Origin of the sequence: Sphingobacterium sp. NGMCC 1.201703 (assembly GCF_047784615.1) — a bacterium.
Classification (GTDB): Bacteria; Bacteroidota; Bacteroidia; order Sphingobacteriales; family Sphingobacteriaceae; genus Sphingobacterium.
Genome location: NZ_JBLOHD010000001.1, coordinates 1,220,639 through 1,245,270, shown reverse-complemented (window position 1 = coordinate 1,245,270; position 24,632 = coordinate 1,220,639). Strand labels below are relative to the sequence as shown.

Here is a 24,632-nt window from a genome sequence, read left to right as displayed (position 1 = left end):
AATAACAACTATCTTCATGTAAAAGCTACCCATAATCTGTACCTCGTCACAGAACTGGCGATGCTGAGATTAAAAATTAAGCTACATTAAATTGAAAGTGAGCACCTTTGCTTACAGGGGGTCACGACGTGTTACGTTAACGAGTAATTCACGTTGATGTAACTAATTTTAATGAGAACAAAAAGATGAAAAAAACTGTATTAACCATTACCTTAAATCCTTCGGTAGATAAAAGTACCAAGGTTCAAAACATTGTTCCCGAAAAGAAATTGCGCTGTGATACTCCAAAGTATGAAGCCGGTGGCGGTGGAATTAATGTTAGTCGTGCACTCAAACGCCTTGGCATGTCTTCAAATACACTTTTTACCTCTGGCGGAAAAACAGGCTATATGTTGGAGGTACTTTTAAAGCAGGAAGAACTCGATATTATACCAATCCCTATAGGATGTGAAACAAGGGAGAACTTTATGGCTGTAGATACGACCAATAACCAGCAATACCGATTTGGATTTCCAGGTGAAGCCTTTACAGCCGAAGAAAAGGAAAACATCCTGGCTATTGTTGACCAATTAAATCCGGTACCCGACTTTGTGGTCATCAGCGGCAGTCTCCCAGGCGATGTCTCAGCGGACTTTATCGGATTACTTATCAATAAATATAAAGCTATAGGGAGTAAAGTGATCGTAGATACTTCGGGGGATGCACTTAAAGTTGCGCTGGAAGAAGGGGTATATCTACTGAAACCAAATGCGGGTGAATTAGCCGCTCTTGTCGGAAAAGAGGAACTATCTAGTACGGATCTGGATTATGCCGCACGGCAAATAATTACGCAGGGCCAAGCTGTCCTCGTTGTCGTCTCTCTGGGCGCACGGGGAGCGGTACTGTACACCGCAGCCGAAAAAATTCAGATGGTTCCACCGCTTGTGAAAATACGTAGTACAGTAGGTGCTGGAGACAGTATGGTAGCGGGTATGGTATCCATTCTGGCTCTAGAAGGCACAATCGAAGAAGTACTTCGCATGGGAATAGCTTGCGGATCGGCAACCACCATGGCCGAGGGAACTGCCCTCTTTCAAAAGAAAGATGTGGACAGACTATATGACGAGGTCAGAAAGCTATAAGCACATGGATTCGAAATGCATGGCTTAATTCTTAGAATACCTGCTCAACTGCAACAATCCGGTATTGGGCAATGCGTTATGAGCCAAGCCTTAAGGAGCTTTTTAACCCAACTTTATTGTATTTATGCATATCAAAAAAATTCAGAACCACAATCTTTTCGCTTATAGAAGATTACGCCGGGCAATCGGCTATCTCGGTATCTTTCTACCTATTATCCTGGTTTTGCTATCCCTTTTTAAGTTTTTCGGCACCAGCATTCAACCATCTATCAGCCATTACTATTTTTCAAATCTACGGGAGATTTTTACGGGTGTTTTATGTGCTGTTGGCCTATTTCTAATCTGCTATAAGGGCAATGGAAATAAAGTCATCTGGAAAAATGATAATCTGCTTACTAATCTCGCCGGGTTTATGGCAATCGGAGTTGCATTTATACCAACGGATCCAATTGGCTCCAGTTGTACACAATGTACGTTGGTTTCTATTGGTTTAAAAGAACTGCATTCTGGATTTGCGGCCGTACTTTTTCTCACGTTTGCCTTTCTTTCCATCCATGTATTTACCATTGGTCAGGAACAAAACAAAGAGATTCCTATTAGTGTGATAAATGAAAATAACATTTACCGATTTTGTGGCTATGGTATTATCGTTTGTATCGCTTTGATCCCGTTTAAGCTCTTTGAATATGCGACCTTTGTATTTGAAGCAATAGCGCTTTTCTTATTTGGCAGTTCCTGGCTTATTAAAGGCCGCGCTTTGGGAGATAAAGGATCTATTGGCAGAAAACTGTACCGTGAACAGAATGTAACGGACACTGAAGAAATGTGGTCAGAATAGGAAGATCTAGGATTTCGGATGATCTATGGGGTTAACCTGCTTTTCCTCGGTTGTCAGTGGGGCTGGCGGAATCTCCGTCACATTGCGTTCGATCTCCTGGGTCTCCACATGTACAGCAAATTGAGCCGGTTCTATCGGAATTCCCATTACCGTTGCGTATTCTCTTGTATAGATTGCTCCAAAATATAAAATTGCAGCGGTATAATACACCCAGAGCAAGATTAGGACAAACGATCCTGCAGCACCATATGTGTCTTGGGTCGCTGAGTGTTCCAGATATATTCCGATGAGATAACGACCAAAAACAAATAAAATCGCTGTAAATAAGGCGCCTGCACGTACAGTGCGCCACTGAATATTGACATCAGGCAGCACTTTAAAGATAACGCTGAAAAGGATGAAAATAATGCCAAATGACAGTGCAAAATTGATCCCGTTAACCAACATCACTGTCATGTCAGGAAAATAGCGTTGTAACTGCCCAGTTAGTGCCAGAATTATACCGTTAATGATTAGGGTGACGACCAGTAAAAAACCTAATCCAATGACTAAAGAAGAAGATAGCAGGCGATCCTGTATTATCTTTAACCAGCCTTTTTTTGGCTTGGCGCGGACATGCCATATCTTATTGATCGAATTTTGGATATCCCCAAAGACTGTTGTCGCCCCTAAGATCAATGTAATACTACTGACGAGTAAGGCCATATTTGATTTACCAGATAATTCTAGATTTTGAATAACCTCCTGAATTTGTTTGGCGGCACTATTCCCCACTAGCCCGCGTAGTTCCATAAAGACCTTCCCTTCAATGGCATCTTCCCCATAAAATATACCCGCCAATGCAATGATCAATACCAATATGGGGCCAATCGAAAAAACAGTATAGTAAGATAGTGAAGCACTGTATTTCATTGAATCTTCGTTCAAAAACCCCGCAACTGAGCTCTTCAAAATTCGCCAGTAAGTCTTTATACTATTTCGACTCTTGGTTCTAATATCCATAATAATCATTCTTTGTTCGTATGAATAAACCACTTACGAACGGAGAATGTTTTGGATTTGCAAACAAACAGATGCCCCACTGGCGCTGGCCAATTATTCATGCGAATAATCCCGAATGGTACCTTGGAGAATTAATTGATTCGGGCGAGCAACTTTCAAGCTGAAATCCATATCTGAAGCAATCGCCTTCGACATTAAAATCGGAGTGATCTTTAAAGCATCCGGCCAATCCGCAAGATGAATTGCAATATGTGAAAGACTATTGGTTTTCGTGTATTTCGTCGGCAACTTATCTATCGTTGAAGCCGTTGACAGAATATTGAATTGACCATCATTTTTCTGGAACCACTGATAAAATAACTTATTGGGAAGAAATTTAGATAAATGCTCATCCCCACGAATACCAAATTGAACATTTGGAACTTTACTTTCATAGGCTGTTTTTTCCTCAACTGTTTCGAAATCATCATTAACGGCAAAATTGATAATGGTATCTGTCTGAACAACCTTATTTTTTAAAATTTCGACATCAACATAATCACCCTTCGCATGGGCGATAATCGAATCTGCTGAAACCGGAAAATCAATAAGCATATCTCTTAAGGCTGTCTTTAACCTTTCGTTTGGAAAATTGATCCAACCTTTGCTGATGTAATCTTCGTTTACCAACTCGCGGACAAGATATTCCTGCGGAAAATTCCAGGTATCGGATTGGAGTTCACCAGCGATCTCAATACGGCTACCTTTCAATTCAAATTCGATAAAATTTTTGGAAGAAATATCGCTATAACGCAATGATTTGCGGGTTAACTCGCTCGGATGATTGATAAAACGCTCAATAGAGACTCGCTCTGTATCCGACTGGATCAACTGAATCATTTCATCTTTCTTTTTATCAAGATTAAAACCCAGGCCAACCAACACGGTATTACCCTTCCAAACAAATGCAATTTTATTTGTATCCTGATAAGCATAATTTACTCCAGGAGCAGTATTACTTTCAATAGAATCAACTTCCAACCCCTCTTTTAAGAATGTCAGAAATTGTTTCTCATCTTTCAAATCAAAAAAAGCATAAAAGTTTCTCGCTGAATCTTCCAGTGAAAAAAGAAATACATTGGCCTTGATATCTATTCCATTATCCCTTAATTTACTCAATTTGTTGGCAAAGTCCTGCCCTCTTTTTGGCGCTGTTTGCCATTTATTGAAGAATTGGTTCAATAGGATATCGTCAAGGGAGATGGTTAATAATGCCTTACTCTTTTTATGGACTTCGGAATTATACGATTGCTGCTGTCGAATGATATAAATTCCCCACCCTACGATCGCCAATCCTACCAGGAGGCCTAAAGTCCAAATTATTCCTTTTTTAATCATGATCAGTTACATCAATTGGGTTGTCTATTTTAGATTGTTCCTCCGGCACGATACCATCGAGCAATTGGTTGATCACAAACTGTAAGCCGCTGTTTGCATTTGCAGGTAACTCAAGTTGCAGATCAGTTTCCAGTCTATCGCCAACAATTCCTTTCGAACTCAAACTAAAATTACCATAATTATTCAATTCTGCCAGTGTAGTACGCCAGCTATTGTCCAATACAAGATTCAGATCTTTTGTCAGCGCGGGTATTTTCTTTGTCTGGAACGCCGCAGAAAATTTACTTCCTTTCATTAGCTTAGCAAAAGACTTGTTGGGCCTGACCGTGTATTTATCCATGTATAAAATTTTATTTAACTCCAGGCTATCGTTGCTGATCATCACCAGATCTTCCCTGAACATCAGATATAAAGGAAAATCTTTGCCATTGCCTTGTTTGATTTTATAGATCCCCCCCGCAAAGCTTGCGTCGGATTTTGATACTGCAACATCCAGTGCCTTTTTGATCATCCTTTGATCTTCGGATGTAAACATCCAGATAAAAGACACGACCTTCTCTTCCTTGGTTTTATTGACTTCCTTTACGTCATAATTATCGTCATAGTCGTAATCAACATAGTCGATCTTCAGATTAGTGATTCCATTGATAACAACCAAGTTATCGCCAGGCATAATTTTGGCAACAGCTTTTTCATCCAGCGCAATTTCAAGACCGAGCGCCATAAGTTCAAGCACCTCATTCTCTTTTCCAAAATATTTTTTCAGGTTTTTAGAAACAAATGCGGGCATTTCTTTTAGGTAGGCTTCAGTATTTATATTTACATTAAAATAGCCCAGTGTTTCCTCCGTTAGATACTTTGCAAACTTTGGGTTTGGCTTCCTTGCATATAATTGCTTGGTCAGTTTCACCAGGTCTTTGCCTAGGGTTACACTCGTTTTAAGCGTAATCTTATTTCTCTGTTGTGTCAGGTCGAAGAACATGTCCTTATAATCATTTTCCAACGAGAAACTACTTGTATGATAATACGCATCTGCCATGGAACGTAGGGAACGAAGTCCGTCATAAAGGCCTTCGACTTTGGGTAGCCATACGCGCGCAATATCTACATTCTTTAGAAAACGGGCTTGCTCGCCCACAGGTATATTTGGATAGTTACCGCTCAATAGCTGTTCCTGCTCGTGCAGCAACCATTTTTCCAATAACATATTCTTAATGGAATCGTTACGTCGATTCACTTTCTCAAAAGCAACATCAAGAGAATCGTAGTTAATATGATCCTTATAAACACTAGTATCGGTTGCTGTCGCACTTGCATAGACGTCCAAAGGCTCCTGCTCCTCCTGCTGCACTTCAGTTTTTAATGAGTCAAAGTCAAACGCCTCCCACTCCATCGTTGTGGAATCCATTAGCACAGAATCCGTACAATTAGCAACGGCCTCTGCCTCATCTGCAGCCTCAGTTGCAGCCCCGCTCGCGGCAGCTACAGCTTCCGCAGCATAGTCTATATTTTCGATTCCATATAATGCGGCAATGGAATCTTTCTCAAAATAGGCTGTGCCAACTTCACCTTTTAATAATCTGAATTCCTTTGTATTCCAGGCAAGCAATTGTCCATCTGCTGTTTTGAACCGCTTATAACCATTTATGGCAGGAAGTGGAGTACCCTGCATATGCAGCAATTTTTCAAAGCGACTGACAGTGTTGATCGGAACAATCATCTCTCCATATAGCAAGCTGTCCCGATCATTTCTGTAGTATATCGCCATTCCCTTCGAATCCACTCCCATCTGCTGGAAATCCATTTGCAGGTCGCTACTTTTCCTTTCGAAATATTTAAAAAAACCGAGCCGATCCAACATCTTATTCAATGTAGAAGCTTCTGCGTACTCAACAACCTTCGCCAGATTGATAGCCGCTATCGTATTTGATCCTTCGGGGATTTTAGTATCGAAAACCTGTGCGTGCACCGAACCACCACCCAAGGACAGCATAACACCAAAACAAAGGGGTAGCATTTTTTTTCCGGTACAGCGAAAAAAATTAGCTGACATAGCCATATACATTTGATTCTTTCTCTTATTCATCTATAGCATCAAAAGTATCAAATACAATAGGGTATTCTCATCCCTGAATTCAGGTAATTCGTGGATTTCATCTATAACTCGCGTATCAGACCATATTCTATGGCAGATTTGACAGCCGCGGTCACACTCTTTGTCTGAAATTTTTCCATTAAATTTTTCCGATGACTCTCCACCGTATGGGAACTAATAAACAGGCTATCAGCGATCTGATTGGTCGTCATACCTTTAGCTACAAAGGTCAGGATCTCCTTTTCACGACGTGTAAGTTTAGGAACTTGCTTAAGTCCTGCGTCTGTCTTCTTGTTGAGTATCGCCTGAGTTTTCGTACAGATATACCGTTTACCAACCAGCACATCGGCTATGGCTGCAATAATCTCAGCGCCGGTGGCATTTTTTTGAAGATAGGCATCTGCCCCTTCACTCAGAATGCTATTGATCACAGCCAGTTCGTTATGCACACTAAAAGCTACTATTCTCATTTCCGGATATGCTTCTTTTAATCCTTTGACCAAATCTATACCATTTGCATCAGGAAGATTGATATCCAGTAACAATACATGCGGTGCATCAGCAACAATATTCTTAAATAAGTCCTCAGCACTCGCATACATGCCCACAACCTCAAAATCCTCGTGAGCATTGATAATATTTTTTAAGCCCTCCAACAACAGAGGATGATCATCCGTAATCGCTATCTTTATCATCTGACATTATAATTAAACAACGGGCATTTCAATTTCTATGGTAGTACCTTCGCCAAGGACAGATATAACCTTCATATCACCATGGAGAAAAGAAAGCCTCGACTGTATATTGTGCATACCCGCTGAATGTTGTAAATCTATTTTTTCGGTATCAAATCCCTTGCCATCATCTTCGATCGTGATATGTAAACGCTCCTTATGCGCGGAAAGTTGTATAAAAATATTACTTGCGGCAGCATGCTTCAACGCATTGTTCACCAGTTCCTGAATGATCCTGTACAGGGAAATCTGATGTTCTACACTTAATTTCGCTTCAAATTGAATGAATTCACACTCTACCTGGCAATTCGATTGGCTCATCCGGGCCACATAGTCCTTTAACGCTACCTCTAGACCATATTTGACAATTAAATCCGGCATCAGGTTGTGTGCAAGTCGACGCAGTTCGTCTACTGCATCATCCAACAGTTCGATACTCCGTGTAATGCCATTCTTAACAGAAGACTGCTCACTACTGCCTTCCGCAATCGATGATAGACCGAGTTTTGTACTCGACAACAATCCGCCTAGCCCATCGTGTAAATCCCTAGCCAGACGGGTCCGCTCCTTCTCTTCCCCTGCCAACATCGCCGTCAGGTTTTTAATCGCGTGTTGCTGGTTATTTTTTTCGATTTCAAGTCCATGCAGGTGCTCCTTTTGCTTTAGTGTCTTAGAACGTTGCCAGTAGGCGTAAAACAATAAGATAACAGCTATTAAACAACTAATAAATAACCAGATATAGATCGAATTCATACGTGATTTAAAGGCAATATCTTGCTTGGAAACATCAAGCTCCTGCAATCGTTGCTCATTCTCCAAGCGGCTTAATTGCAAGTCCTGTTCCTTTTTGTCACGCTCAAGCTGAAGCACTTTCAACTGTTGGGTACGGTTTAGTTCGTTCAATTTGAGATTTTCAACCAATTGATTCTGCCGGTCATTTAGCGCTTTCATCAATTTGATCTGCTGTTCCTTTTTCTCTCCCTCTAAACGAAGACGCATTAATTTCTGGTTTTGTAGCTCCCGTTCATATTTGATTTCAAGTTGTTTGGTTTTATCCAATTTATCCGAGTTGAATGCCTCTTCGAAAACATTGATATAGCTTTTTTGGTATTGAAATGCCTCTTCGTATTTTCCTTCTTCAACACTGACTTCAGCCAATCTACTATACAAACTTAGTCCCATCTGATAATCGTAATGGGGTTCACGTTGCAGGTTGTAGAGTGCTTGTTGAAGGTATTTTTTCCCCTGATCGCGATGACCACTTTTAAAAGCTTCGTCAGCCAATACACCATAGGCAGGAATAGAAATGGCATATTGTCCCGTTTCCTGTGCAATTTCTAAGGCTTGTTGGGCAAATGAAACCGCTTTTTTCGCTCCGTTTTCCGGATAAAACTCATGGTACAAGTTGGCAAGATTCACCGAAACATAGGCCATATCCGTTGGGTTAACAAGATCTTTTTTATTCGTTTGGGCTATTCGATATGCCGCAAGATAATGATCTTCGGCTTTCTTCAAAAGTAGCTGATCAGTTCGGTTTGACCGATATTCTTCCTCAAACAGATAACCGGCTTGCATATAGGCATCAAATAAACTCGCTATGTTTCGGCCAGCTTTAGCTGTCTCCAATAACAGGCTTGTATATTTTTCCTGAAATTCATAGTTGCGTTGGTTGGCGTAGATGGAAGTCAATTCTTTATATATAGCCAGTTTACGTGCAATATTTGCATCCGTCTGGGGTGCCTTTTCTAAAAAAGAAATCGCCTTGTGAAACTGTCCAACCGCCTGATCCTCCTTATTCTGTCTTGTCATAATCCAGCCATCACAATAATGAACATAGCCCTTGGTACCATTATCGTTGACTAAGGGTAAAACGGATTTTGCATGCTCAAGATAAAAACGTGATTTTTCAAAAAGATGATCGTTATAGCTATTCATTGCTGCGATACAGTTTAAATAGGCATAGTACTGCTTATCCGGATAATTTTTAGCCAATTGGATATTATCATTGAGCAACTGGCTCGCTAAAGCTTTCTCATTGTTAAAATACAATGCCTGGGCATATTTTCCGGTCAGTACAAAACGCTCCTTACTTCCTAAGGGAAGATTATAGTATGATTTCTGTAGCTCCTGCAACTGTTCCTGAGCATATAGCTGAAAACAAGAGAATAGAAAAACTAAGCATATAAAAAAGGTTTTTGAAAAAATGCGAATACACCTCATAAAGTCTATTAATTCCCATTAGTGGATCAGTCAAAACTAGATAAATTTACCCTTATAAACAATTATAATTAGCGGCAAAATACCCTCGGACTCGGTTACGATGCTGAATTGGTCGCGATTCAATACCAACAACTTTCCAAATACAATACCTTTCCGGCAAAGTAAAAGGCAAAAAGTGTAGCTTTGTATGAAAGCGTCATTTGATCAGCAAATAGTCTATAAAGATGAAATACATATACTTGTTTCTTGCTATTGCAGCAGAAATTTTCGCCACAACTTTCCTGAAAAAATCTGAAGGTTTTACCCTATGGAAGCCTACCCTTATCTGCATCATTGGCTACGTTATTGCGTTTTATTTCCTGAGCATAACATTGAAATATCTTCCTGTCGGAATATCCTATGCAATCTGGTCTGGAGTTGGCATTGTTGCCATTACTTTGATAGGCATGATTTTGTTTAAACAGACTCCGGATACAGCAGCAGTGATCGGAATGATATTGATTGTCGCTGGAGTTATTATTATCAATGTCTTTTCAAAAATGGGTGCACATTAGCTGATCTAAAAACTAAATGTGTATTTTTGCATCTTACATAAACAAAAGGATACGTGTCGTTAGAGAAACTAAAACTAAGCAAAAGATTGACTGCTACAATGACCGAGCTCGGTTATTTGGCTCCAAAAGAGATTCAGAGTAGATGTATTTCCAGAATTCTTGGTGGACAGGATGTGATTGCGATCGCTCCTGAAGGGGCTGGCAAAACCACAACTTATGTGTTATCGACCTTGATGAAATTGAAATTTACGGACGATGAAGCACCTAAGTTTTTAATATTGGCTCCGAATGAAGAACGCATCGATGAGATTGTTGAAAAATTTCACCAACTAAGCAAAAATAGAGATCTTCGTATCATCGGATTACGAGCCGGCGGTAGTATGGAAGAAGAAATAGAAGAATTAGTTGCTGGAAAGGACATTGTCGTTGCAACGCCAAACCGTGCACGTGCCATCTATCTCAAATTAGCACTCAATCTAAACCGTATCCAAACCTTGATTATTGATGATGCCGAAGAGATCATCAAACAGGGAATGCAAACCCCTGTACGAGAACTAGCTGAAAGTTGTGGCAAGGTCCAACACCTTGTCTTCAGCACCGTTGAGCATCAGAAACTGTATGACATGATTGATACCCATCTCAATGAAGATTATGCATTGGTCGAGGTCGACGAACTGGAAAACGAAGCCATTGATACATTGGATCTTTTGCGCTATCAGCTTCCCAATTTTACCACAAAAATCAATCTGCTAAATTATCTGCTACAGGATAAAGAGGTTTTCCAAAAAGTGATTGTTTTTGTAAATTCAAAACTTACGGCACAAAAGCTGGCTACGAGTTTATTTAAACAGACCAAAGAAGAAATCGCCATTCTAAATCCGCTGTTTTACGATGATTTTGGCTACGAAACGACAGCAGATTTTATCGAAAATGAGCAAACCCGCGTACTAATCATTGCCCGAGAAAACTCCGATGCTGTTGATATCGTAAATATTCCCTTTATTTTCCAATTTGAACTGCCGAATGAGAAAGAAGAGTTTTTGAGCTATATCATCAAAAATGACGATAATGAGGAAACAATCGTCTTAACATTTTCCACCGACCTGGAACTCCCAATGGTCAGAAAAATAGAACAGGCTGTGGGTAAAAGAATGGATCTATTGGATTTACCTGAAGATCTTCAGATCTACAATCCTATAAATGATAAAAAGAAAAAGTCTATCAAGGAAGAACAGCAGGAAGATGGTTCCCGTGGAGGGGCATTTCATCAAAAAAAGGAAAGTAATGCCAAAACTTTTAATTATGGTGGCGGCGAAAAAGCAAAAATGAAGATGAAATTGAAAAAGAAATAAATAAAATGGGAAGTCCACAGACCTTCCCATTTTTATTTCAACACCCTTTTTAATAGGTTAATATAAGCATTTGCAATATGTTCCATTCCTTGATCATTGGGATGGGCATAATCTACTGTTGAGTTGAGGTCCAGTCCTAAGTCTTCGCTAGACAGCATAAAAATCTGCTTATGGCCCAGTGACTTTAATTTCTCGTAAGTTGCCTTCAACATCTTGCTGCTTTGGAGATATTCTTTATTTTTGTCTTCGTTAAATACCGTACTGATATTTCCGGAACTATGCTGCGTTAATATAACAGGTGTTGTCGGATGTTCTTTTCGTAAAAATGTAACGGCATGGACCAGCAGGGAATCCAATTGTTTTTCACTGAGAGACTTAGTTATTGCAAGATTAGGAATACAGTCCAAAATATAACAAGCCACGTCCACCTGATTCATCAGCGTTAAAATAGGCTGCTCGAGACGACCATTACCTGAAAAACATAAATTCATCATTTCGTTATTAACAGCCCTCCCGACTTGGCTTGTCCAAGCAAGGCCTGGACGACTGGTACACGCCCCCTGTCCAATGGAAGTGCCGTACACCACAACAGGTTTCAAAGTAGCTGTATGGGTATAGGTTAACTTAGCATCCTTCGGAAGGCCAATCTTCAACCATTTAACCGTATTATAAAGAGGTAGATACAAACGATATTTGAAGTTATTATTCTCCCCTATATTCCGCCACGTATAAGAAATCGTGTCTGAAAAATCATAATTACCATAAGCCCATTTCCAGACTTTATTCGTTGAGTCATAAGCATAAAGATCAAGACCGCTCACACCTGTAGTGGGCATATGGGGCATATTTAATCCACCGGCCACCTGATATTGAACTGTGATTTCTGGGGCTGAGGTTTGAAAATCAATGTAAAGTCCAGCAGAATTTTTACCGAGCTCCCAGACGGGTTTACGGACCTGATTTTTGAGCTCATCCGGAAGTCGACTAAATCCTGTAAGCTGCTGATTATCGACACGGCCTTCGATATGCTTATCGTCAAGAGGCGAAAACCAGGTATAATTTTGCTGTGCTTTAATAATCGATGAAAATGAGAACAGCATAAGCACCAGAAAAGAAACTTTTGAAAACATGGAATAATTTAGATTTTGAATTGATTAAAAAAGGAGCCGATTGGCTCCTTTCTATTGCGATTTATTGATTATACTATAAAATAGCTTGTCTAACACGTACTAATTTTTCCATCAGGCCTTCAAGCAAATCCAGATGTAGCATATTTGCACCATCTGATTTTGCGTTTGCCGGATCAGGATGGGTTTCGATAAATAAACCATCAGCCCCCACAGCAATCGCAGCTTTGGCAATTGTCTCTATTAGTGCAGGTTTTCCTCCAGTTACCCCTGACGTTTGATTCGGCTGTTGAAGTGAATGTGTACAATCCATCACTGTAGGTACATTAAAAGAACGCATTTCAGGAATTCCCCTATAATCAACGATCAGGTCCTGATAACCGAACGTATTCCCACGATCTGTTAAAAATACCTTTTCGTTACCAGACTCCACAATCTTATCAACAGCAAACTTCATGGATCCGGCACTTAAAAATTGTCCTTTTTTTACATTGACGACTTTATTGGTTTTTGCTGCCGCGACCAATAAATCCGTTTGTCTACATAAAAATGCTGGAATCTGAAGAACATCGACATAAGCCGCAGCCATATCTGCCTCATGACTTTCATGGATATCCGTTACCGTAGGAACACCAAAGGTCTTCCCTACTTTCTCCAAAATTTTCAATGCTTTTTCATCTCCGATACCCATAAAAGAATCCAAACGAGACCGATTGGCTTTACGATAGGAGCCTTTAAAAATATAAGGGATATTGAGCTTATCTGTAATCGTAACAATTTTTTCAGCAATCCGCAAAGCGATTTCTTCTCCCTCAATTGCACATGGCCCTGCCATTAAAAAGAAATTCTGCGATGTTCCATTCTTTATTTCAGGAATGTATTTATTGATCATATGAAATATATAAATTTTTTAATTACCCAATTCCGATAAAAATTTGATACGCATCAGTTGAAGGTCTTCAAAAGTATAATCGTCGCCGCCTAATTCTTTAAGCGCATCTTCGATAGAATCAGTTTCAGCTGTTTTAAAGTAATCGTATACTTCGTCCTGACGGTCTTCATCAATAATTTCGTCAATAAAATAATTGATATTTATCTTGGTACCTGCATTGACGATCGTTTCAATTTCCTTCAATATTTCCTCGTAGGTAATCCCCTTTGCTGCTGCAATATCATCCAGTGCGATCTTGCGGTCAATATTTTGGATGATGGCTACCTTTAGAGCAGATTTATTTGCTGTGCTTTTGATAACCAGATCCACCGGTCGGTCAATTTCATTTTCCTCTACATAGTCTTTGATCAATGCAATAAAGGAGGCACCAAATTTAATCGCCTTACCATTCCCTACCCCTTGGATCTGTTTTAATTCGTCAATATTGACCGGATAGTGTGTACACATTTCCTCTAAAGAAGGGTCTTGGAAGATGACAAACGGGGGCAATGATTTACTCTTAGCAATCTTTTTACGCAAATCTTTGAGCATGCCGAGCAGCGTCGTATCAAGAGCTCCAGTGCCATGGCCAGCGTCTTCTCCATTAGCAGTCTCAGCACTTTCAATAGGATGATTTAAAACAAACTTTAACTGATACGGATTATCCAAATAACGCAGACCAATATCCGTTAATTTCAGTAAACCATAGTGGTCAATATCTTTTTCAATGAAATTATCCAATACCGCCTGTCTTAACAAAGATTTCCAATAAAGGACACCTTTCTCTTTTCCAGAACCAAACAACGGGTGCTCGTCATGTTTATAGGAAGACACGGGTTGATTATTCTGCCCGATCATCACGTTAATGACATGATGGTCATCAAATTTCTCCCCCTGTTCTTTAATAAAGCCCAATACATTTTTTAGGGATTCCTCGGCTTCAAAATATTCTTTTTCCGAACGACAGTTGTCGCACATATTACTACAGCCTTGTTCATCAAAATTTTCACCGAAATAATGAAGGATCTGTTTACGGCGGCAGACAGCTGACTCGGAATAATCAATGACTTCTTTGAGTATCTGTGTACCGATTTCACGTTCGGCCACAGGTTTATCTTTCATGAATTTAGTCAGCTTTTCAACATCTTTCTCCGAATAGAAAGCCAGACAATAACCATCTCCACCATCACGACCGGCACGACCAGTCTCCTGATAGTAGCCCTCCATAGATTTTGGAATATCATGATGGATAACATAACGGACATCCGGTTTGTCAATTCCCATTCCAAAAGCGATTGTCGCAACGATCACTTCGACATCCTCCATCAAAAATTTATCCTGCGTATCGGCCCTTGTTTTAGCGTCAAGGCCCGCATGGTATGGAAGCGCTTTAATGCCGTTCAGATTTAACACCTCGCTTATTTCTTCTACTTTCTTCCTACTCAAGCAATAGACGATACCGGTTTTTCCTGATTTTGTTTTGATAAACCGCACAATTTCTTTGACCACATCTTTTTTGGGACGTACTTCATAATATAAATTGCTCCGATTGAATGATGATTTGAATAACACCGCATCATTCATCTGTAAGTTTTTACGGATATCAGATTGCACTTTAGGAGTCGCCGTTGCTGTCAACGCAATAATCGGAATATTAGCGCCAATCTCATTGATCACCTGACGTATTTTGCGATACTCTGGTCTAAAATCATGCCCCCATTCTGAAATACAATGTGCTTCGTCCACAGCGACAAAAGACACCGTAATCTGATGTAAAAACTCCACATTATCTTGCTTAGCAAGTGATTCTGGAGCTACATACAGCAACTTGGTCTTTCCTGCAAGCACATCCTCCTTGACCCGGGTGATTTCACTCTTGTTTAGTGAGGAGTTCAAAAAATGAGCGATACTATCTTCGCCGCCGAACGCGCGAAGCTGATCTACTTGATTTTTCATTAAAGCAATCAACGGGGAAATTACAATTGCGGTCCCCTCACTCATGAGTGCTGGCAGTTGATAACAAATTGATTTCCCTCCCCCGGTTGGCATGATAACAAAGGTATCCTTCTTTTGAAGAATACTAGTTATAATAGCCTCTTGATCCCCTTTAAAAGTATCAAAACCAAAAAAATCCTGTAAATTGTCGAAAAGTGATTTTTCTATTTCCATTGCGCCTTGGGCAAAAATAAGATAGATAATGAAGAAATAATCCTGAAAAATAATCTATTTTTGCAATCTATTCTAATACATAAAAGTAAGAGTATTTTTTGTGAAAAACAACTACGAAATAAAAAATATAGCTATCCAGGCTATTCAAGAAGAAGCCAATGCAGTAGCTGCTCTGGCCCAATATATTGATGATGATTTTGTTACCGTTGTAAATAAAATTCTACATCTTCAAGGGCGCGTCATCGTCACAGGTATCGGAAAAAGTGCCATTATCGCACAAAAGATTGTTGCAACATTAAATTCCACCGGGACGCCGTCCATCTTTATGCATGCTGCCGATGCTATTCACGGCGACTTAGGTATTATCCAACAACATGACCTGATTATTGCCATATCCAAAAGCGGGAATACGCCAGAAATCAAAGTACTGGTTCCTTTTCTGAAACAAACGAAAAATACCCTAGTGGCTATGGTGGGCAACACGGCTTCCTACCTGGCCAAAAATGCAGATTATATCCTGAACACTACTGTTGAGAAAGAGGCCTGTCCAAATAATTTGGCACCAACATCCAGTACCACTGCACAATTGGCCATGGGCGATGCGCTGGCCGTTGTATTACAGGAATGTCGTGATTTTACAGATCAGGATTTTGCTAAATACCATCCCGGTGGCGCCTTAGGTAAAAAACTCTATTTAAAAGTTGCAGATCTTTCGGATCAAAATGGTAAACCGAGCGTACAATTGGATGCCAACATCAGAGATATTATCATTACTATCACCCACTTCAGACTGGGGGCTGTCGCTGTCTTAAATGGCACAGAAATTCACGGTATTATTACCGATGGGGATATCCGCCGCATGCTCGAAAAACATACGGACCTGGCAATGATCCACGCTGCTGATATTATGGGTCAATCACCAAAGGTCATCGACAAAAATGAACTTGCGGCCAATGCCCTCCATATTATGCGGGAAAACAACATCAATCAGTTATTGGTATCCGAAAAAGGGAACTACGATGGCGTTATCCATATACAGGATCTGCTTAAAGAGGGTATAATCTAACTGTAATAAAGTTGTTAGATGCAGAATAAATTGGCAATAAACAGTACATTTGGCATATCAGTTGTACTAGTTTAATCACAAAGTAATATCTTAGAAGTATGAAAAAGTATATAACAATTTTAGCAGTGATCATTTCCTTTATCGGTTTTTCATCTATGCAAGCCGGGCAAGGAGAATTTAAATTTGAGAAAGAAACACATGATTTCGGAAAAATTCCAGCTGGAACTCCTGTATCCTATAATTTTAAATTTTCAAACACCGGCAGCGAGCCCATTATCATTTCGAATGTAGTACCTACCTGTGGTTGTTCGGTGGCCGAATTCACCAAAACTCCGATCAAACCAGGAGAAACAGGAACAATCAAGGTTACGTATAATGCGGCAGCCAAGGCACCATTTACAAAAAGTTTCACGGTACAGTCTAATACAAAAACCCCTGTAAAGACACTTTATATTAAAGGGATTGTGGAATAAAAATCCGACAGATAAAACGAAAAAAGCCACATCCTGATGTGGCTTTTTTCGTTTTATTTTGGTTAGCTTTGCACAACTAATTTTAAAAAAACTATAATGCCAGTAATATCAGAAAAAGGGCTAAATATGCCTGCCTCACCAATCAGAAAACTGACGCCTTATGCTGATCAAGCAAAAAAAGATGGTAAAAAAATATACCACTTAAATATCGGGCAACCAGATATCCAGACACCTGAAATTATGCTTAATGCTTTGAAAAATATTGATTTCAAAGTATGGGCTTATACGCCTTCTGAAGGTACTGCCTCCTACCGAAAAAAATTAGCCGAATACTATAACAAGCTAAATTACAATATTGAACCTACCGATATCCTCGTGACGAATGGTGGTTCAGAGGCAATCACAATCACCATGCAGGCTTGCTTAAATGAAGGGGAAGAGGTCATTATCCCGGAGCCGTTTTATGCAAACTACAATGGTTTTGCCTGTTCATCTGATATTGTGATCAAACCGATCATGTCTTATATTGAAAGTGGATTTGCGTTACCTTCTATTGCTGAATTTGAGAAAGTAATTACCGAGAAAACCAAAGCCATCTGTATCTGTAATCCCAACAATCCGACGGGCTATCTTTATTCCAGGGAGGAACTAGAGGCTTTACGGGAACTTTGTCTGAAATATGACCTCTACCTGTTCTCTGATGAGGCTTATCGCGAATTCTGCTATGATGGCCGCGAATTTATTTCCCCAATGCATCTGGAAGGCCTCGAAAATAATGTTGTTATCTTTGATACAGTTTCAAAACGTTATTCCGCATGTGGTGCACGTATCGGCTGTATAATCACTAAAAATAAAGAATTATATCAGACTGCATTGAAATTTGCTCAGGCGCGTTTAAGTCCATCACTGGAAGGACAGATTGCTGGCGAAGCTGCAGTCGATACCCCGGACAGCTATTTTGAAGCCGTGTCCAAAGAATATACGGCCAGAAGAGATACATTGGTCAGCGGATTAAATGCAATTGATGGCGTATACTCTCCTAATCCCGGGGGTGCATTTTATGTGGTTGCTAAATTACCGATCGACAATGCGGATAAATTCTGTCAATGGATGCTGGAAGAGTTTTCTTATAACAACGAAACCGTCATGATGGCTCCGGCGACTGGTTTCTACAGTACAGAAGGTGCGGGAACAAATGAAGTCCGCCTAGCTTATGTACTGAATCAGGATGATCTTAAAAACGCATTAGTCTGTCTGGAGAAAGCGCTGGCAGTTTATCCCGGAAGAACAAATTAATAAGCACAGCCCAAAGGCCAATCGAAGCCAGTCTCTGAAAAAGAGACTGGCTTCTTTGCTTTTTAGCAGTATCCCAAAGCCTGTTTTCGACCGAATTTAAAAAAGTCAAAACAAAGTTTCGAGCGACATTGTTCTTATTACAGTATAACTAAAGATATTGCATATGGATAAATTGAAGAAATTCCAATTGATGGAAAAGATAGCGAGAGAGATGGAAGATGTCAGAAATAGCCAACAGGCTGTTTTAGAAAAGATAGGCAAAATCGAAGTTGATAATATCGAACTCGGTGATAAGAATATCGAACAGACTATTCCCGAAATCTATCAACGAACAGCGGATAATTCAGACGCTATTAAAGCGCTACTGGAATCTTTTCAAGAACAGACAGCAGAGTTTGGAGAGAAAAACAATGTAGACAAGCTGCTGGAGCAACAGCAAATCAATAGTATCAAATAGCTGTAGCCAAAAATACAAAAGATGCCGATTTTTCCATCGGCAACTTTTGTTATATCGTATTTATGCTTCTATTCTTAAGGCTTTAACTTTGAGATATTCCTCTTCGACAAAATGCAGTTGCTGTTCGGGGGTTAAATTGGAGTTATCCAAAACGATAGCGTCCTCAGCCTGACGCAGCGGACTCTCGGCACGGGTACTATCAATGTGATCGCGATTGGCCAGATTTTCCACCACCTCTTCTAGTGTGACGTCCTCCCCTTTTTCAGTTAATTCCAGGTATCTTCTGGCTGCCCTAACTTTAGGATCTGCGGTCATAAAGATTTTCAGATCGGCATCCGGAAAAACGGTGGTGCCAATATCCCGGCCATCCATAATAATATTTCTCCGGCGACCCAATTTTTGCTGTTGCGCCACCATTGCTGTTCGCACCGCTTTAATTGCACTTACCTCACTGACCTTATCAGAAATGTACATCTGACGGATTTCTTCTGAAATATCTTCATCGTTGAGGTGAATCTCCGTTTTGACGGCATTTGGAATAAAGTCAATATGGATGTCCTTTAAAGCTCTTTCGATCGCTTCCTGATCATCTAAGGCAATATGATGACGAATAAAATAGAGCGTGACAGCCCGATACATCGCACCGCTATCAATAAAGGCAAATTTTAACTTTTTAGCCAGCGCTTTGGCAAGCGTACTTTTTCCACAGGAGGAAAAGCCATCTATGGCGATAATAAAATTGTGTCTTGTACTCATTATTCATTTCCTCCTATGATCACACCGGGCTTATTCACCAAGGGAACCTTAGTTAGGTTTCCATCCACGATGCTTTCTGGTAAAAAGATATATTTTTTATCGTATATTGTATTATCGATATAAAAGCTCAACCAGTATTCGTTGGTTAGACCAAAGACCTGTTCATCGATGGCTTCAACGCGATCAAATGATTTTGCTTCGATGTTTCCGATAAAATGCCGTAAAGTGGTAGTTGTCACCTGTCTTCCATCTTTTTCACCATAGCCTTTTGAACTGATCAGCACATTCTGTATTGCGATATTCTTATCGTTAATAACATACACCGTCCAATTCTTTGTCTCCACGGTCTCGCCTTCCAAAACCACGGCAATCATGATATCTTTTACTATATTTTCTGGCAAATCTGCTTTCATCCCTATTTAGACTTTGTCGTTTTTTTAGTTGTAGCCTTCTTTGCTGTTGTTTTTTTAGCAACTGTTTTCTTCTCGGCGGTTTTGGCTTTAACGGCTTTACCTTTCGGCGCATCTGCTTCAGCCCATTTCAACACATCGGCATAGCTGATTTTTTCGATCTCCGTTCCTTTCGGAATTTTTAAGTTCTGCTTGCCAAAACGAATAAATGGTCCCCAACGTCCCTGTTCGATCTGTGCATCTGGATTTTCATCGAATACACGGATCACTTTTTCAATGTCTTTCTGACGTTTTTCCTGAATAATCTGAATGCACTCCTCTTCGGTTACATCCAGCGGATCGACTCCTTTTGGCAAGGAATAAAACGCTGAGTTATGACGGATATAAGGCCCAAATCGACCAACGGCAACAGTCATTTCCTTATCTTCAAAAACACCAACTTTTTTCGGCAATTTGAATAACTCCATCGCATCGTCAAAAGTGATTGTCTCGATCATCTGTCCTTTACGCAAAGATGCAAATCGAGGTTTTTCTTCATCATCCGGTGAGCCGATCTGTACCAAGGGGCCAAATTTTCCTATACGTACCGAAACAGGTTTGCCTGAAACTGGATCTACACCTAGCTCACGCTCATTATTGGCCCGATCAGCATTTTCCAACGTATCTTCTACCTCTGAGTGGAATGGCCCATAGAAATCATGCAACATTTTTGTCCATTCGGTCAATCCATGTGCGATATCGTCAAACTCTTTCTCAACATTTGCCGTAAAGTGAAAGTCTACAATACCATTGAAATGCTCTACAAGGAAATCATTGACCACAATACCGATATCAGTTGGGAACATTTTCCCTTTTTCTGCTCCCGTAATTTCTGTTTTCGTTATTGCTTTCAGTTCAGCATGCTCAAGGGTCAGCACGCGATAGTTACGTGACTTTCCCTCCCGTTCTTCTTTCACCACATAGCCACGATTTTGGATCGTAGAAATTGTTGGCGCATAAGTCGAAGGTCTACCGATGCCCAGTTCCTCTAATTTCTTCACCAATGCAGCCTCCGTATAACGTGCTGGTGGACGTGTAAAACGTTCCGTCGCAGACATACTCTTTAATACCAGTTGTAAACCTACAGTCAATGGTGGAAGAATGGCATTATCACTGTCCTCATCGAATGTTGTCTCCTGATCATCGTCCACAGACTCCATATAAACTTTCAGAAAACCATCAAATTTCATAACCTCTCCCGAAGCATTCAAATCTTCCGTACGGGTGGAAATCGAAATTTTCGCGAGAGTACGTTCAAATTCCGCTTCACTCATCTGAGATGCAATTGCCCGCTTCCAGATCAGTTCATACAATCGTTTTTCAGCAGAATCGCCTTCGATGGTATGTTCAGAAAAATAAGTCGGACGTATGGCCTCGTGCGCTTCCTGCGCGCCCGAAGTTTTGGTTTTATATCTCCTTACTTTATGGTACTTGTTACCATAAGCTGATTTAATTTCCTTTTCAGCAGCCTCTATTGCTGTATCACTCAGATTGACAGAATCGGTACGCATATAGGTAATACGTCCTGATTCGTAGAGACGCTGGGCAACTTGCATGGTACGAGCGACGGAGAATCCCAGCTTTCTACTGGCCTCCTGTTGTAAGGTAGACGTTGTAAATGGTGCTGCAGGCGATCGTTTCGATGGCTTCGTCTCCAGATTTTTAACGGTGAACAAAGCCGCCTTACAATCCTCCAAAAATTGAGTCGCTTCTGCTTCAGTTGCAAAGCGTTGCGGAAGCTCGGCTTTAAAACTATCTTTGATCTTGCCTGTATGAAAGAAAGCAACAATCTTAAATGCCGCCTCTGGTTCAAATTTATTAATCTCCCGCTCCCGGTCAACAATCAACCGCACAGCAACAGATTGCACACGACCCGCAGATAAAGAAGGCTTTACCTTTTTCCATAAAACAGGTGATAACTCAAAGCCCACCAATCTGTCCAATACACGTCTGGCCTGTTGTGCGTTAACAAGATTATAATCTATTTTACGGGGATTCTCGATGGCTTTTAATATTGCAGGCTTCGTGATCTCATGAAACACAATACGTTTTGTACTTGCATCCTTCAGTCCCAATGTCTCAAATAAATGCCAAGAAATAGCTTCTCCCTCACGGTCCTCATCGGATGCGAGCCACACAGTTTCTGCTGCCTTAGCTAATTTTTTCAGCTCGCTTACGACCGCTTTTTTATCTGATGGAACTTCATACTTCTGTTCGAAATTATTCGCCGTATTAATTGCATCATCGGTTTTCACCAGGTCACGGATATGCCCGTAACTTGACTTGACCAAAAAATCACTACCTAAATATCCTTCTATCGTTTTTGCTTTCGCTGGAGACTCAACTATCAATAAATTTTTCGCCATCTAATTTGAGATTTGTGCAAATAAAGGGAATTCTAAAAGGAATGACAATAATTTCTTGCAAAAAAGACAAAAAAAATAGATTTCGCCTTAATATATATGTGTTTTATCCTATAACATTAACCCTATTGTCCTATTTTAAATCAGCCTGTAATCGACCTTAAAAAGGAATTTGTCTATAAAAAATGTTGATAATTATTTAAAACTTCGTTTTTCTTCATATCCGCAATTTCAACAATTCATTTTAGTTTGTTCTATTTCGAAAACAATTACCAAATGCCGTATAATTCAAGCATCCGAAACCTTCAGCGTAAAAAAAGTAAAATAGGTTATGTATATTCGCTTATTCAAAAAAGGGCAATTCGCCCTTAATTTTGGTTTAATATAATAAATAATGAAAAGAAGTCTTGTTAGAACAGTCTTTTTTGGTATAATATTACCATTTGCGTCTTGCTCAGTTATGAAAGATTCAACAAAAACAACCAACAGCTTTCCTAAAATCAGTTTGGAAGCCCATCGCGGTGGACGTGGTCTATACCCCGAAGAGTCTATTGCAGCGATGAAAAATGCGATTGATCTGCAGCAGGTAACAACACTAGAAATGGACTGTCAAATTACGAAAGACCGAAAGGTTGTTGTCTTTCATGACCATTATCTCAACCCCAAATTTGTACTAAAACCAGATGGCACCGAGATCCCCGAAAAAGATAAATCATTGAAAATATTTGCAACGGACTATAAAGACCTGATCAAATACGATATCGGTTCCAAATTTTATAAGGAGTTTCCCGATCAAAAAAAACAGGTTACACGCATTGCGAAACTCGCTGACCTCATCGATAGTACAGAAGCCTACGCCCTCCAAAAGAGAACGGCGCCTATGTTTTATAATATTGAGGTGAAAAGCAGTGTGGACAAAGATGGGATAGCTCATCCCCGGGTAGAAGAATTTGTTGATTTAATGGTACAGGTTATCACAGAAAAAAGAATTGCAGCACGTACCGTGGTTCAATCTTTTGATATCCGGGCAGTCAAGTACCTTAACAAAGCCTATCCACAACTTAAAGTGTCTTATCTGATTGATGCCAATTACACGAAAAATGCAGAAGAAACAATAGCAACACTCGGTTTCGCCCCCTTTATCATTAGCCCACACTATAAATTGGTGACAAGCGACTTTGTCAAGCAATACCACAAAGCAAATGTGAAGGTGATCCCCTGGACGGTAAATAACAAAGCAGAAATAGAGCAATTAAAGGCGTTAAAGGTAGATGGAATTATCAGTGATTACCCGAATCTGTTCTAAGGCTTTAACTTTTTCAATACCCTAAACCATTCTTCGCTCCCGCTGTTGGTTTAAACCAAAGGACCAAAATAGAGTAGCTTACGCTATGCGCTACTCTATTTTGGTCTTACTCTTAAGGGCTTTATCAATATACTCGCGCCCTTTTTGAACTAAAAACTCTGCCCGATGATAGTCCCATAGATTACAGATATTATAAGGAATATCTACAACAACATCCGGACGATAGAGGTCAATAATCATACGGCTCATTTTTCTACGCATCACATAATAGGAAGCTTGTAGAATATCTAAAGAATTTGAGGTTTTTGTATCCAGTTTTTTGATCACTGAATACTGTTTATCCGGTTTTGATTCCAAATTAACCGCAATAATTAAATTCTCTTTTCTGGTGACATGGTTGATGGGCAGTGGATTGAGTACACCGCCATCTACATAGACGTGGGTATCTTCTTCGACTGCTGTAAAGACGGCCGGTATCGCAATAGAAGCCCGGATCGCGTCATACATACTTCCAAAGTCCAGTACAACTTCTTTTTCATAATTAAGATCCGTAGCAACAGCTTTGAATAAAATCGGGAACGTTTCGATATTCGCATCGGGAATCACCGATTTCAACGCATTAAAGACTTTGATCCCTTTCATCATTCCCAGGCCTTTCCAACTGAAATCCATCATATTGAAGACTGATTTCTTTGTGAGATTATGCATCCAATCCTCCAACACATCCATCTTTCCCTGCGCATAAATTCCACCGACCAATGCGCCAATGGAACAACCGACAATTTCATCTATCTCAAAGCCCATTTCCTCCAGCTTACGAATAACGCCGATATGTACTAATCCTCTCGCCCCACCACCTCCTAGGACAAGTGTTACTTTACGGTTCAAAAAATCTTTCTCTGACATATACTTAGACCTGCAATATAATGATGTTGACATTGCCCCA

Annotated in this window: 21 protein-coding genes; 9 read left to right on the top strand and 12 right to left on the bottom strand. The window is 40.1% G+C overall.

Features of this window, described 5'->3' with window-relative positions:
• Positions 1-185 precede the first annotated feature (185 nt).
• Positions 186-1,121: a 1-phosphofructokinase family hexose kinase gene (locus tag ACK8HY_RS05155; RefSeq protein WP_416132946.1), complete on the top strand. Its 936-nt coding sequence runs from the start codon at positions 186-188 to the stop codon at positions 1,119-1,121.
• Between the two features lie 124 nt (positions 1,122-1,245).
• Positions 1,246-1,959: a hypothetical protein gene (locus ACK8HY_RS05150; RefSeq protein ID WP_416132945.1), complete on the top strand. Its 714-nt coding sequence runs from the start codon at positions 1,246-1,248 to the stop codon at positions 1,957-1,959.
• A gap of 6 nt (positions 1,960-1,965) precedes the next feature.
• Here the strand turns inward: ACK8HY_RS05150 and ACK8HY_RS05145 are convergent, their stop codons facing one another.
• From ACK8HY_RS05145 to ACK8HY_RS05125, 5 genes are all read right to left on the bottom strand, one after another.
• Complete coding sequence (locus ACK8HY_RS05145; protein WP_077435861.1) at positions 1,966-2,961, bottom strand: YihY/virulence factor BrkB family protein; 996 nt, start codon at positions 2,959-2,961, stop codon at positions 1,966-1,968.
• Between the two features lie 93 nt (positions 2,962-3,054).
• The gene (locus ACK8HY_RS05140; RefSeq protein WP_077434318.1) at positions 3,055-4,338 is read right to left on the bottom strand and encodes a hypothetical protein; all 1,284 of its coding nucleotides are present in this window, start codon (positions 4,336-4,338) and stop codon (positions 3,055-3,057) included.
• A complete protein-coding gene (locus tag ACK8HY_RS05135) occupies positions 4,331-6,391 on the bottom strand; it encodes a hypothetical protein (RefSeq protein WP_139351034.1) in 2,061 nt (686 codons plus the stop codon). Before ACK8HY_RS05135 ends, ACK8HY_RS05140 begins: the two co-directional genes overlap by 8 nt.
• Before the next feature lie 104 nt (positions 6,392-6,495).
• Positions 6,496-7,128, bottom strand: a complete 633-nt coding sequence (locus tag ACK8HY_RS05130) for a response regulator (protein ID WP_077434322.1) — start codon at positions 7,126-7,128, stop codon at positions 6,496-6,498.
• A gap of 12 nt (positions 7,129-7,140) precedes the next feature.
• Positions 7,141-9,300: an ATP-binding protein gene (locus ACK8HY_RS05125; RefSeq protein ID WP_416132944.1), complete on the bottom strand. Its 2,160-nt coding sequence runs from the start codon at positions 9,298-9,300 to the stop codon at positions 7,141-7,143.
• A 311-nt stretch (positions 9,301-9,611) separates the two neighbouring features.
• Here ACK8HY_RS05125 and ACK8HY_RS05120 point away from each other — a divergent pair, with 311 nt between their 5' ends.
• Together ACK8HY_RS05120 and ACK8HY_RS05115 are read left to right on the top strand one after the other, a co-directional pair.
• A complete protein-coding gene (locus tag ACK8HY_RS05120; RefSeq protein ID WP_416132943.1) occupies positions 9,612-9,941 on the top strand; it encodes a DMT family transporter in 330 nt (109 codons plus the stop codon).
• Positions 9,942-9,994: 53 nt separating this feature from the next.
• Entirely contained in the window at positions 9,995-11,293 is a 1,299-nt protein-coding gene (locus ACK8HY_RS05115; RefSeq protein ID WP_416132942.1) for a DEAD/DEAH box helicase, read from the top strand.
• A 32-nt stretch (positions 11,294-11,325) separates the two neighbouring features.
• On the opposite strand, the gene ACK8HY_RS05110 is transcribed toward ACK8HY_RS05115, so the two are convergent.
• The 3 genes from ACK8HY_RS05110 to recQ form a co-directional block, all read right to left on the bottom strand.
• Positions 11,326-12,423: an SGNH/GDSL hydrolase family protein gene (locus ACK8HY_RS05110; protein WP_416132941.1), complete on the bottom strand. Its 1,098-nt coding sequence runs from the start codon at positions 12,421-12,423 to the stop codon at positions 11,326-11,328.
• A gap of 73 nt (positions 12,424-12,496) precedes the next feature.
• Entirely contained in the window at positions 12,497-13,312 is an 816-nt protein-coding gene (gene kdsA, locus ACK8HY_RS05105; protein WP_343560656.1) for a 3-deoxy-8-phosphooctulonate synthase, read from the bottom strand.
• Positions 13,313-13,330: 18 nt separating this feature from the next.
• Complete coding sequence (gene recQ, locus ACK8HY_RS05100; protein ID WP_416132940.1) at positions 13,331-15,520, bottom strand: DNA helicase RecQ; 2,190 nt, start codon at positions 15,518-15,520, stop codon at positions 13,331-13,333.
• Between the two features lie 100 nt (positions 15,521-15,620).
• Here recQ and ACK8HY_RS05095 point away from each other — a divergent pair, with 100 nt between their 5' ends.
• The 4 genes from ACK8HY_RS05095 to ACK8HY_RS05080 all read left to right on the top strand — a co-directional run bounded on the left by ACK8HY_RS05095 (position 15,621) and on the right by ACK8HY_RS05080 (position 18,812).
• Positions 15,621-16,586 (top strand): KpsF/GutQ family sugar-phosphate isomerase, encoded by a 966-nt coding sequence (locus ACK8HY_RS05095; protein WP_416132939.1) that lies wholly within the window; start codon positions 15,621-15,623, stop codon positions 16,584-16,586.
• 98 nt (positions 16,587-16,684) lie between these two features.
• A complete protein-coding gene (locus ACK8HY_RS05090) occupies positions 16,685-17,059 on the top strand; it encodes a DUF1573 domain-containing protein (RefSeq protein ID WP_077434338.1) in 375 nt (124 codons plus the stop codon).
• Between the two features lie 96 nt (positions 17,060-17,155).
• Positions 17,156-18,355: a pyridoxal phosphate-dependent aminotransferase gene (locus tag ACK8HY_RS05085; protein ID WP_077434340.1), complete on the top strand. Its 1,200-nt coding sequence runs from the start codon at positions 17,156-17,158 to the stop codon at positions 18,353-18,355.
• Positions 18,356-18,518: 163 nt separating this feature from the next.
• Positions 18,519-18,812: a hypothetical protein gene (locus ACK8HY_RS05080; protein WP_077434342.1), complete on the top strand. Its 294-nt coding sequence runs from the start codon at positions 18,519-18,521 to the stop codon at positions 18,810-18,812.
• 60 nt (positions 18,813-18,872) lie between these two features.
• On the opposite strand, the gene cmk is transcribed toward ACK8HY_RS05080, so the two are convergent.
• The 3 genes from cmk to topA are packed head-to-tail and all read right to left on the bottom strand — an operon-like array spanning position 18,873 to position 22,383.
• Positions 18,873-19,568, bottom strand: coding sequence for a (d)CMP kinase (cmk, locus tag ACK8HY_RS05075; protein ID WP_077434344.1), 696 nt, complete (start codon positions 19,566-19,568; stop codon positions 18,873-18,875).
• A complete protein-coding gene (locus ACK8HY_RS05070; protein WP_077434346.1) occupies positions 19,568-19,981 on the bottom strand; it encodes a hypothetical protein in 414 nt (137 codons plus the stop codon). Before ACK8HY_RS05070 ends, cmk begins: the two co-directional genes overlap by 1 nt.
• A 2-nt stretch (positions 19,982-19,983) precedes the next feature.
• Positions 19,984-22,383 (bottom strand): type I DNA topoisomerase, encoded by a 2,400-nt coding sequence (gene topA / locus ACK8HY_RS05065; RefSeq protein ID WP_077434348.1) that lies wholly within the window; start codon positions 22,381-22,383, stop codon positions 19,984-19,986.
• 457 nt (positions 22,384-22,840) lie between these two features.
• Here topA and ACK8HY_RS05060 point away from each other — a divergent pair, with 457 nt between their 5' ends.
• Positions 22,841-23,686: a glycerophosphodiester phosphodiesterase family protein gene (locus tag ACK8HY_RS05060; RefSeq protein ID WP_254846189.1), complete on the top strand. Its 846-nt coding sequence runs from the start codon at positions 22,841-22,843 to the stop codon at positions 23,684-23,686.
• Positions 23,687-23,776: 90 nt separating this feature from the next.
• Here the strand turns inward: ACK8HY_RS05060 and ACK8HY_RS05055 are convergent, their stop codons facing one another.
• Positions 23,777-24,592 carry a patatin-like phospholipase family protein gene (locus ACK8HY_RS05055; protein ID WP_077434352.1) on the bottom strand — a complete coding sequence of 272 codons (816 nt, stop codon included), beginning with the start codon at positions 24,590-24,592 and terminating at the stop codon, positions 23,777-23,779.
• Between the last annotated feature and the right edge of the window lie 40 nt (positions 24,593-24,632).

Excerpts from the sequence above, each read along its gene's own strand:
- ACK8HY_RS05155 (WP_416132946.1), top strand. The coding sequence starts at position 186 with ATGAAAAAAACTGTATTAACCATTACCTTAAATCCTTCGGTAGATAAA.
- ACK8HY_RS05150 (WP_416132945.1), top strand. The coding sequence starts at position 1,246 with ATGCATATCAAAAAAATTCAGAACCACAATCTTTTCGCTTATAGAAGA.
- ACK8HY_RS05145 (WP_077435861.1), bottom strand. The coding sequence starts at position 2,961 with ATGGATATTAGAACCAAGAGTCGAAATAGTATAAAGACTTACTGGCGA.
- ACK8HY_RS05140 (WP_077434318.1), bottom strand. The coding sequence starts at position 4,338 with ATGATTAAAAAAGGAATAATTTGGACTTTAGGCCTCCTGGTAGGATTG.
- ACK8HY_RS05135 (WP_139351034.1), bottom strand. The coding sequence starts at position 6,391 with ATGTCAGCTAATTTTTTTCGCTGTACCGGAAAAAAAATGCTACCCCTT.
- ACK8HY_RS05130 (WP_077434322.1), bottom strand. The coding sequence starts at position 7,128 with ATGATAAAGATAGCGATTACGGATGATCATCCTCTGTTGTTGGAGGGC.
- ACK8HY_RS05120 (WP_416132943.1), top strand. The coding sequence starts at position 9,612 with ATGAAATACATATACTTGTTTCTTGCTATTGCAGCAGAAATTTTCGCC.
- ACK8HY_RS05110 (WP_416132941.1), bottom strand. The coding sequence starts at position 12,423 with ATGTTTTCAAAAGTTTCTTTTCTGGTGCTTATGCTGTTCTCATTTTCA.
- kdsA (WP_343560656.1), bottom strand. The coding sequence starts at position 13,312 with ATGATCAATAAATACATTCCTGAAATAAAGAATGGAACATCGCAGAAT.
- recQ (WP_416132940.1), bottom strand. The coding sequence starts at position 15,520 with ATGGAAATAGAAAAATCACTTTTCGACAATTTACAGGATTTTTTTGGT.
- ACK8HY_RS05090 (WP_077434338.1), top strand. The coding sequence starts at position 16,685 with ATGAAAAAGTATATAACAATTTTAGCAGTGATCATTTCCTTTATCGGT.
- ACK8HY_RS05085 (WP_077434340.1), top strand. The coding sequence starts at position 17,156 with ATGCCAGTAATATCAGAAAAAGGGCTAAATATGCCTGCCTCACCAATC.
- ACK8HY_RS05080 (WP_077434342.1), top strand. The coding sequence starts at position 18,519 with ATGGATAAATTGAAGAAATTCCAATTGATGGAAAAGATAGCGAGAGAG.
- cmk (WP_077434344.1), bottom strand. The coding sequence starts at position 19,568 with ATGAGTACAAGACACAATTTTATTATCGCCATAGATGGCTTTTCCTCC.
- ACK8HY_RS05070 (WP_077434346.1), bottom strand. The coding sequence starts at position 19,981 with ATGAAAGCAGATTTGCCAGAAAATATAGTAAAAGATATCATGATTGCC.
- topA (WP_077434348.1), bottom strand. The coding sequence starts at position 22,383 with ATGGCGAAAAATTTATTGATAGTTGAGTCTCCAGCGAAAGCAAAAACG.
- ACK8HY_RS05060 (WP_254846189.1), top strand. The coding sequence starts at position 22,841 with ATGAAAGATTCAACAAAAACAACCAACAGCTTTCCTAAAATCAGTTTG.
- ACK8HY_RS05055 (WP_077434352.1), bottom strand. The coding sequence starts at position 24,592 with ATGTCAGAGAAAGATTTTTTGAACCGTAAAGTAACACTTGTCCTAGGA.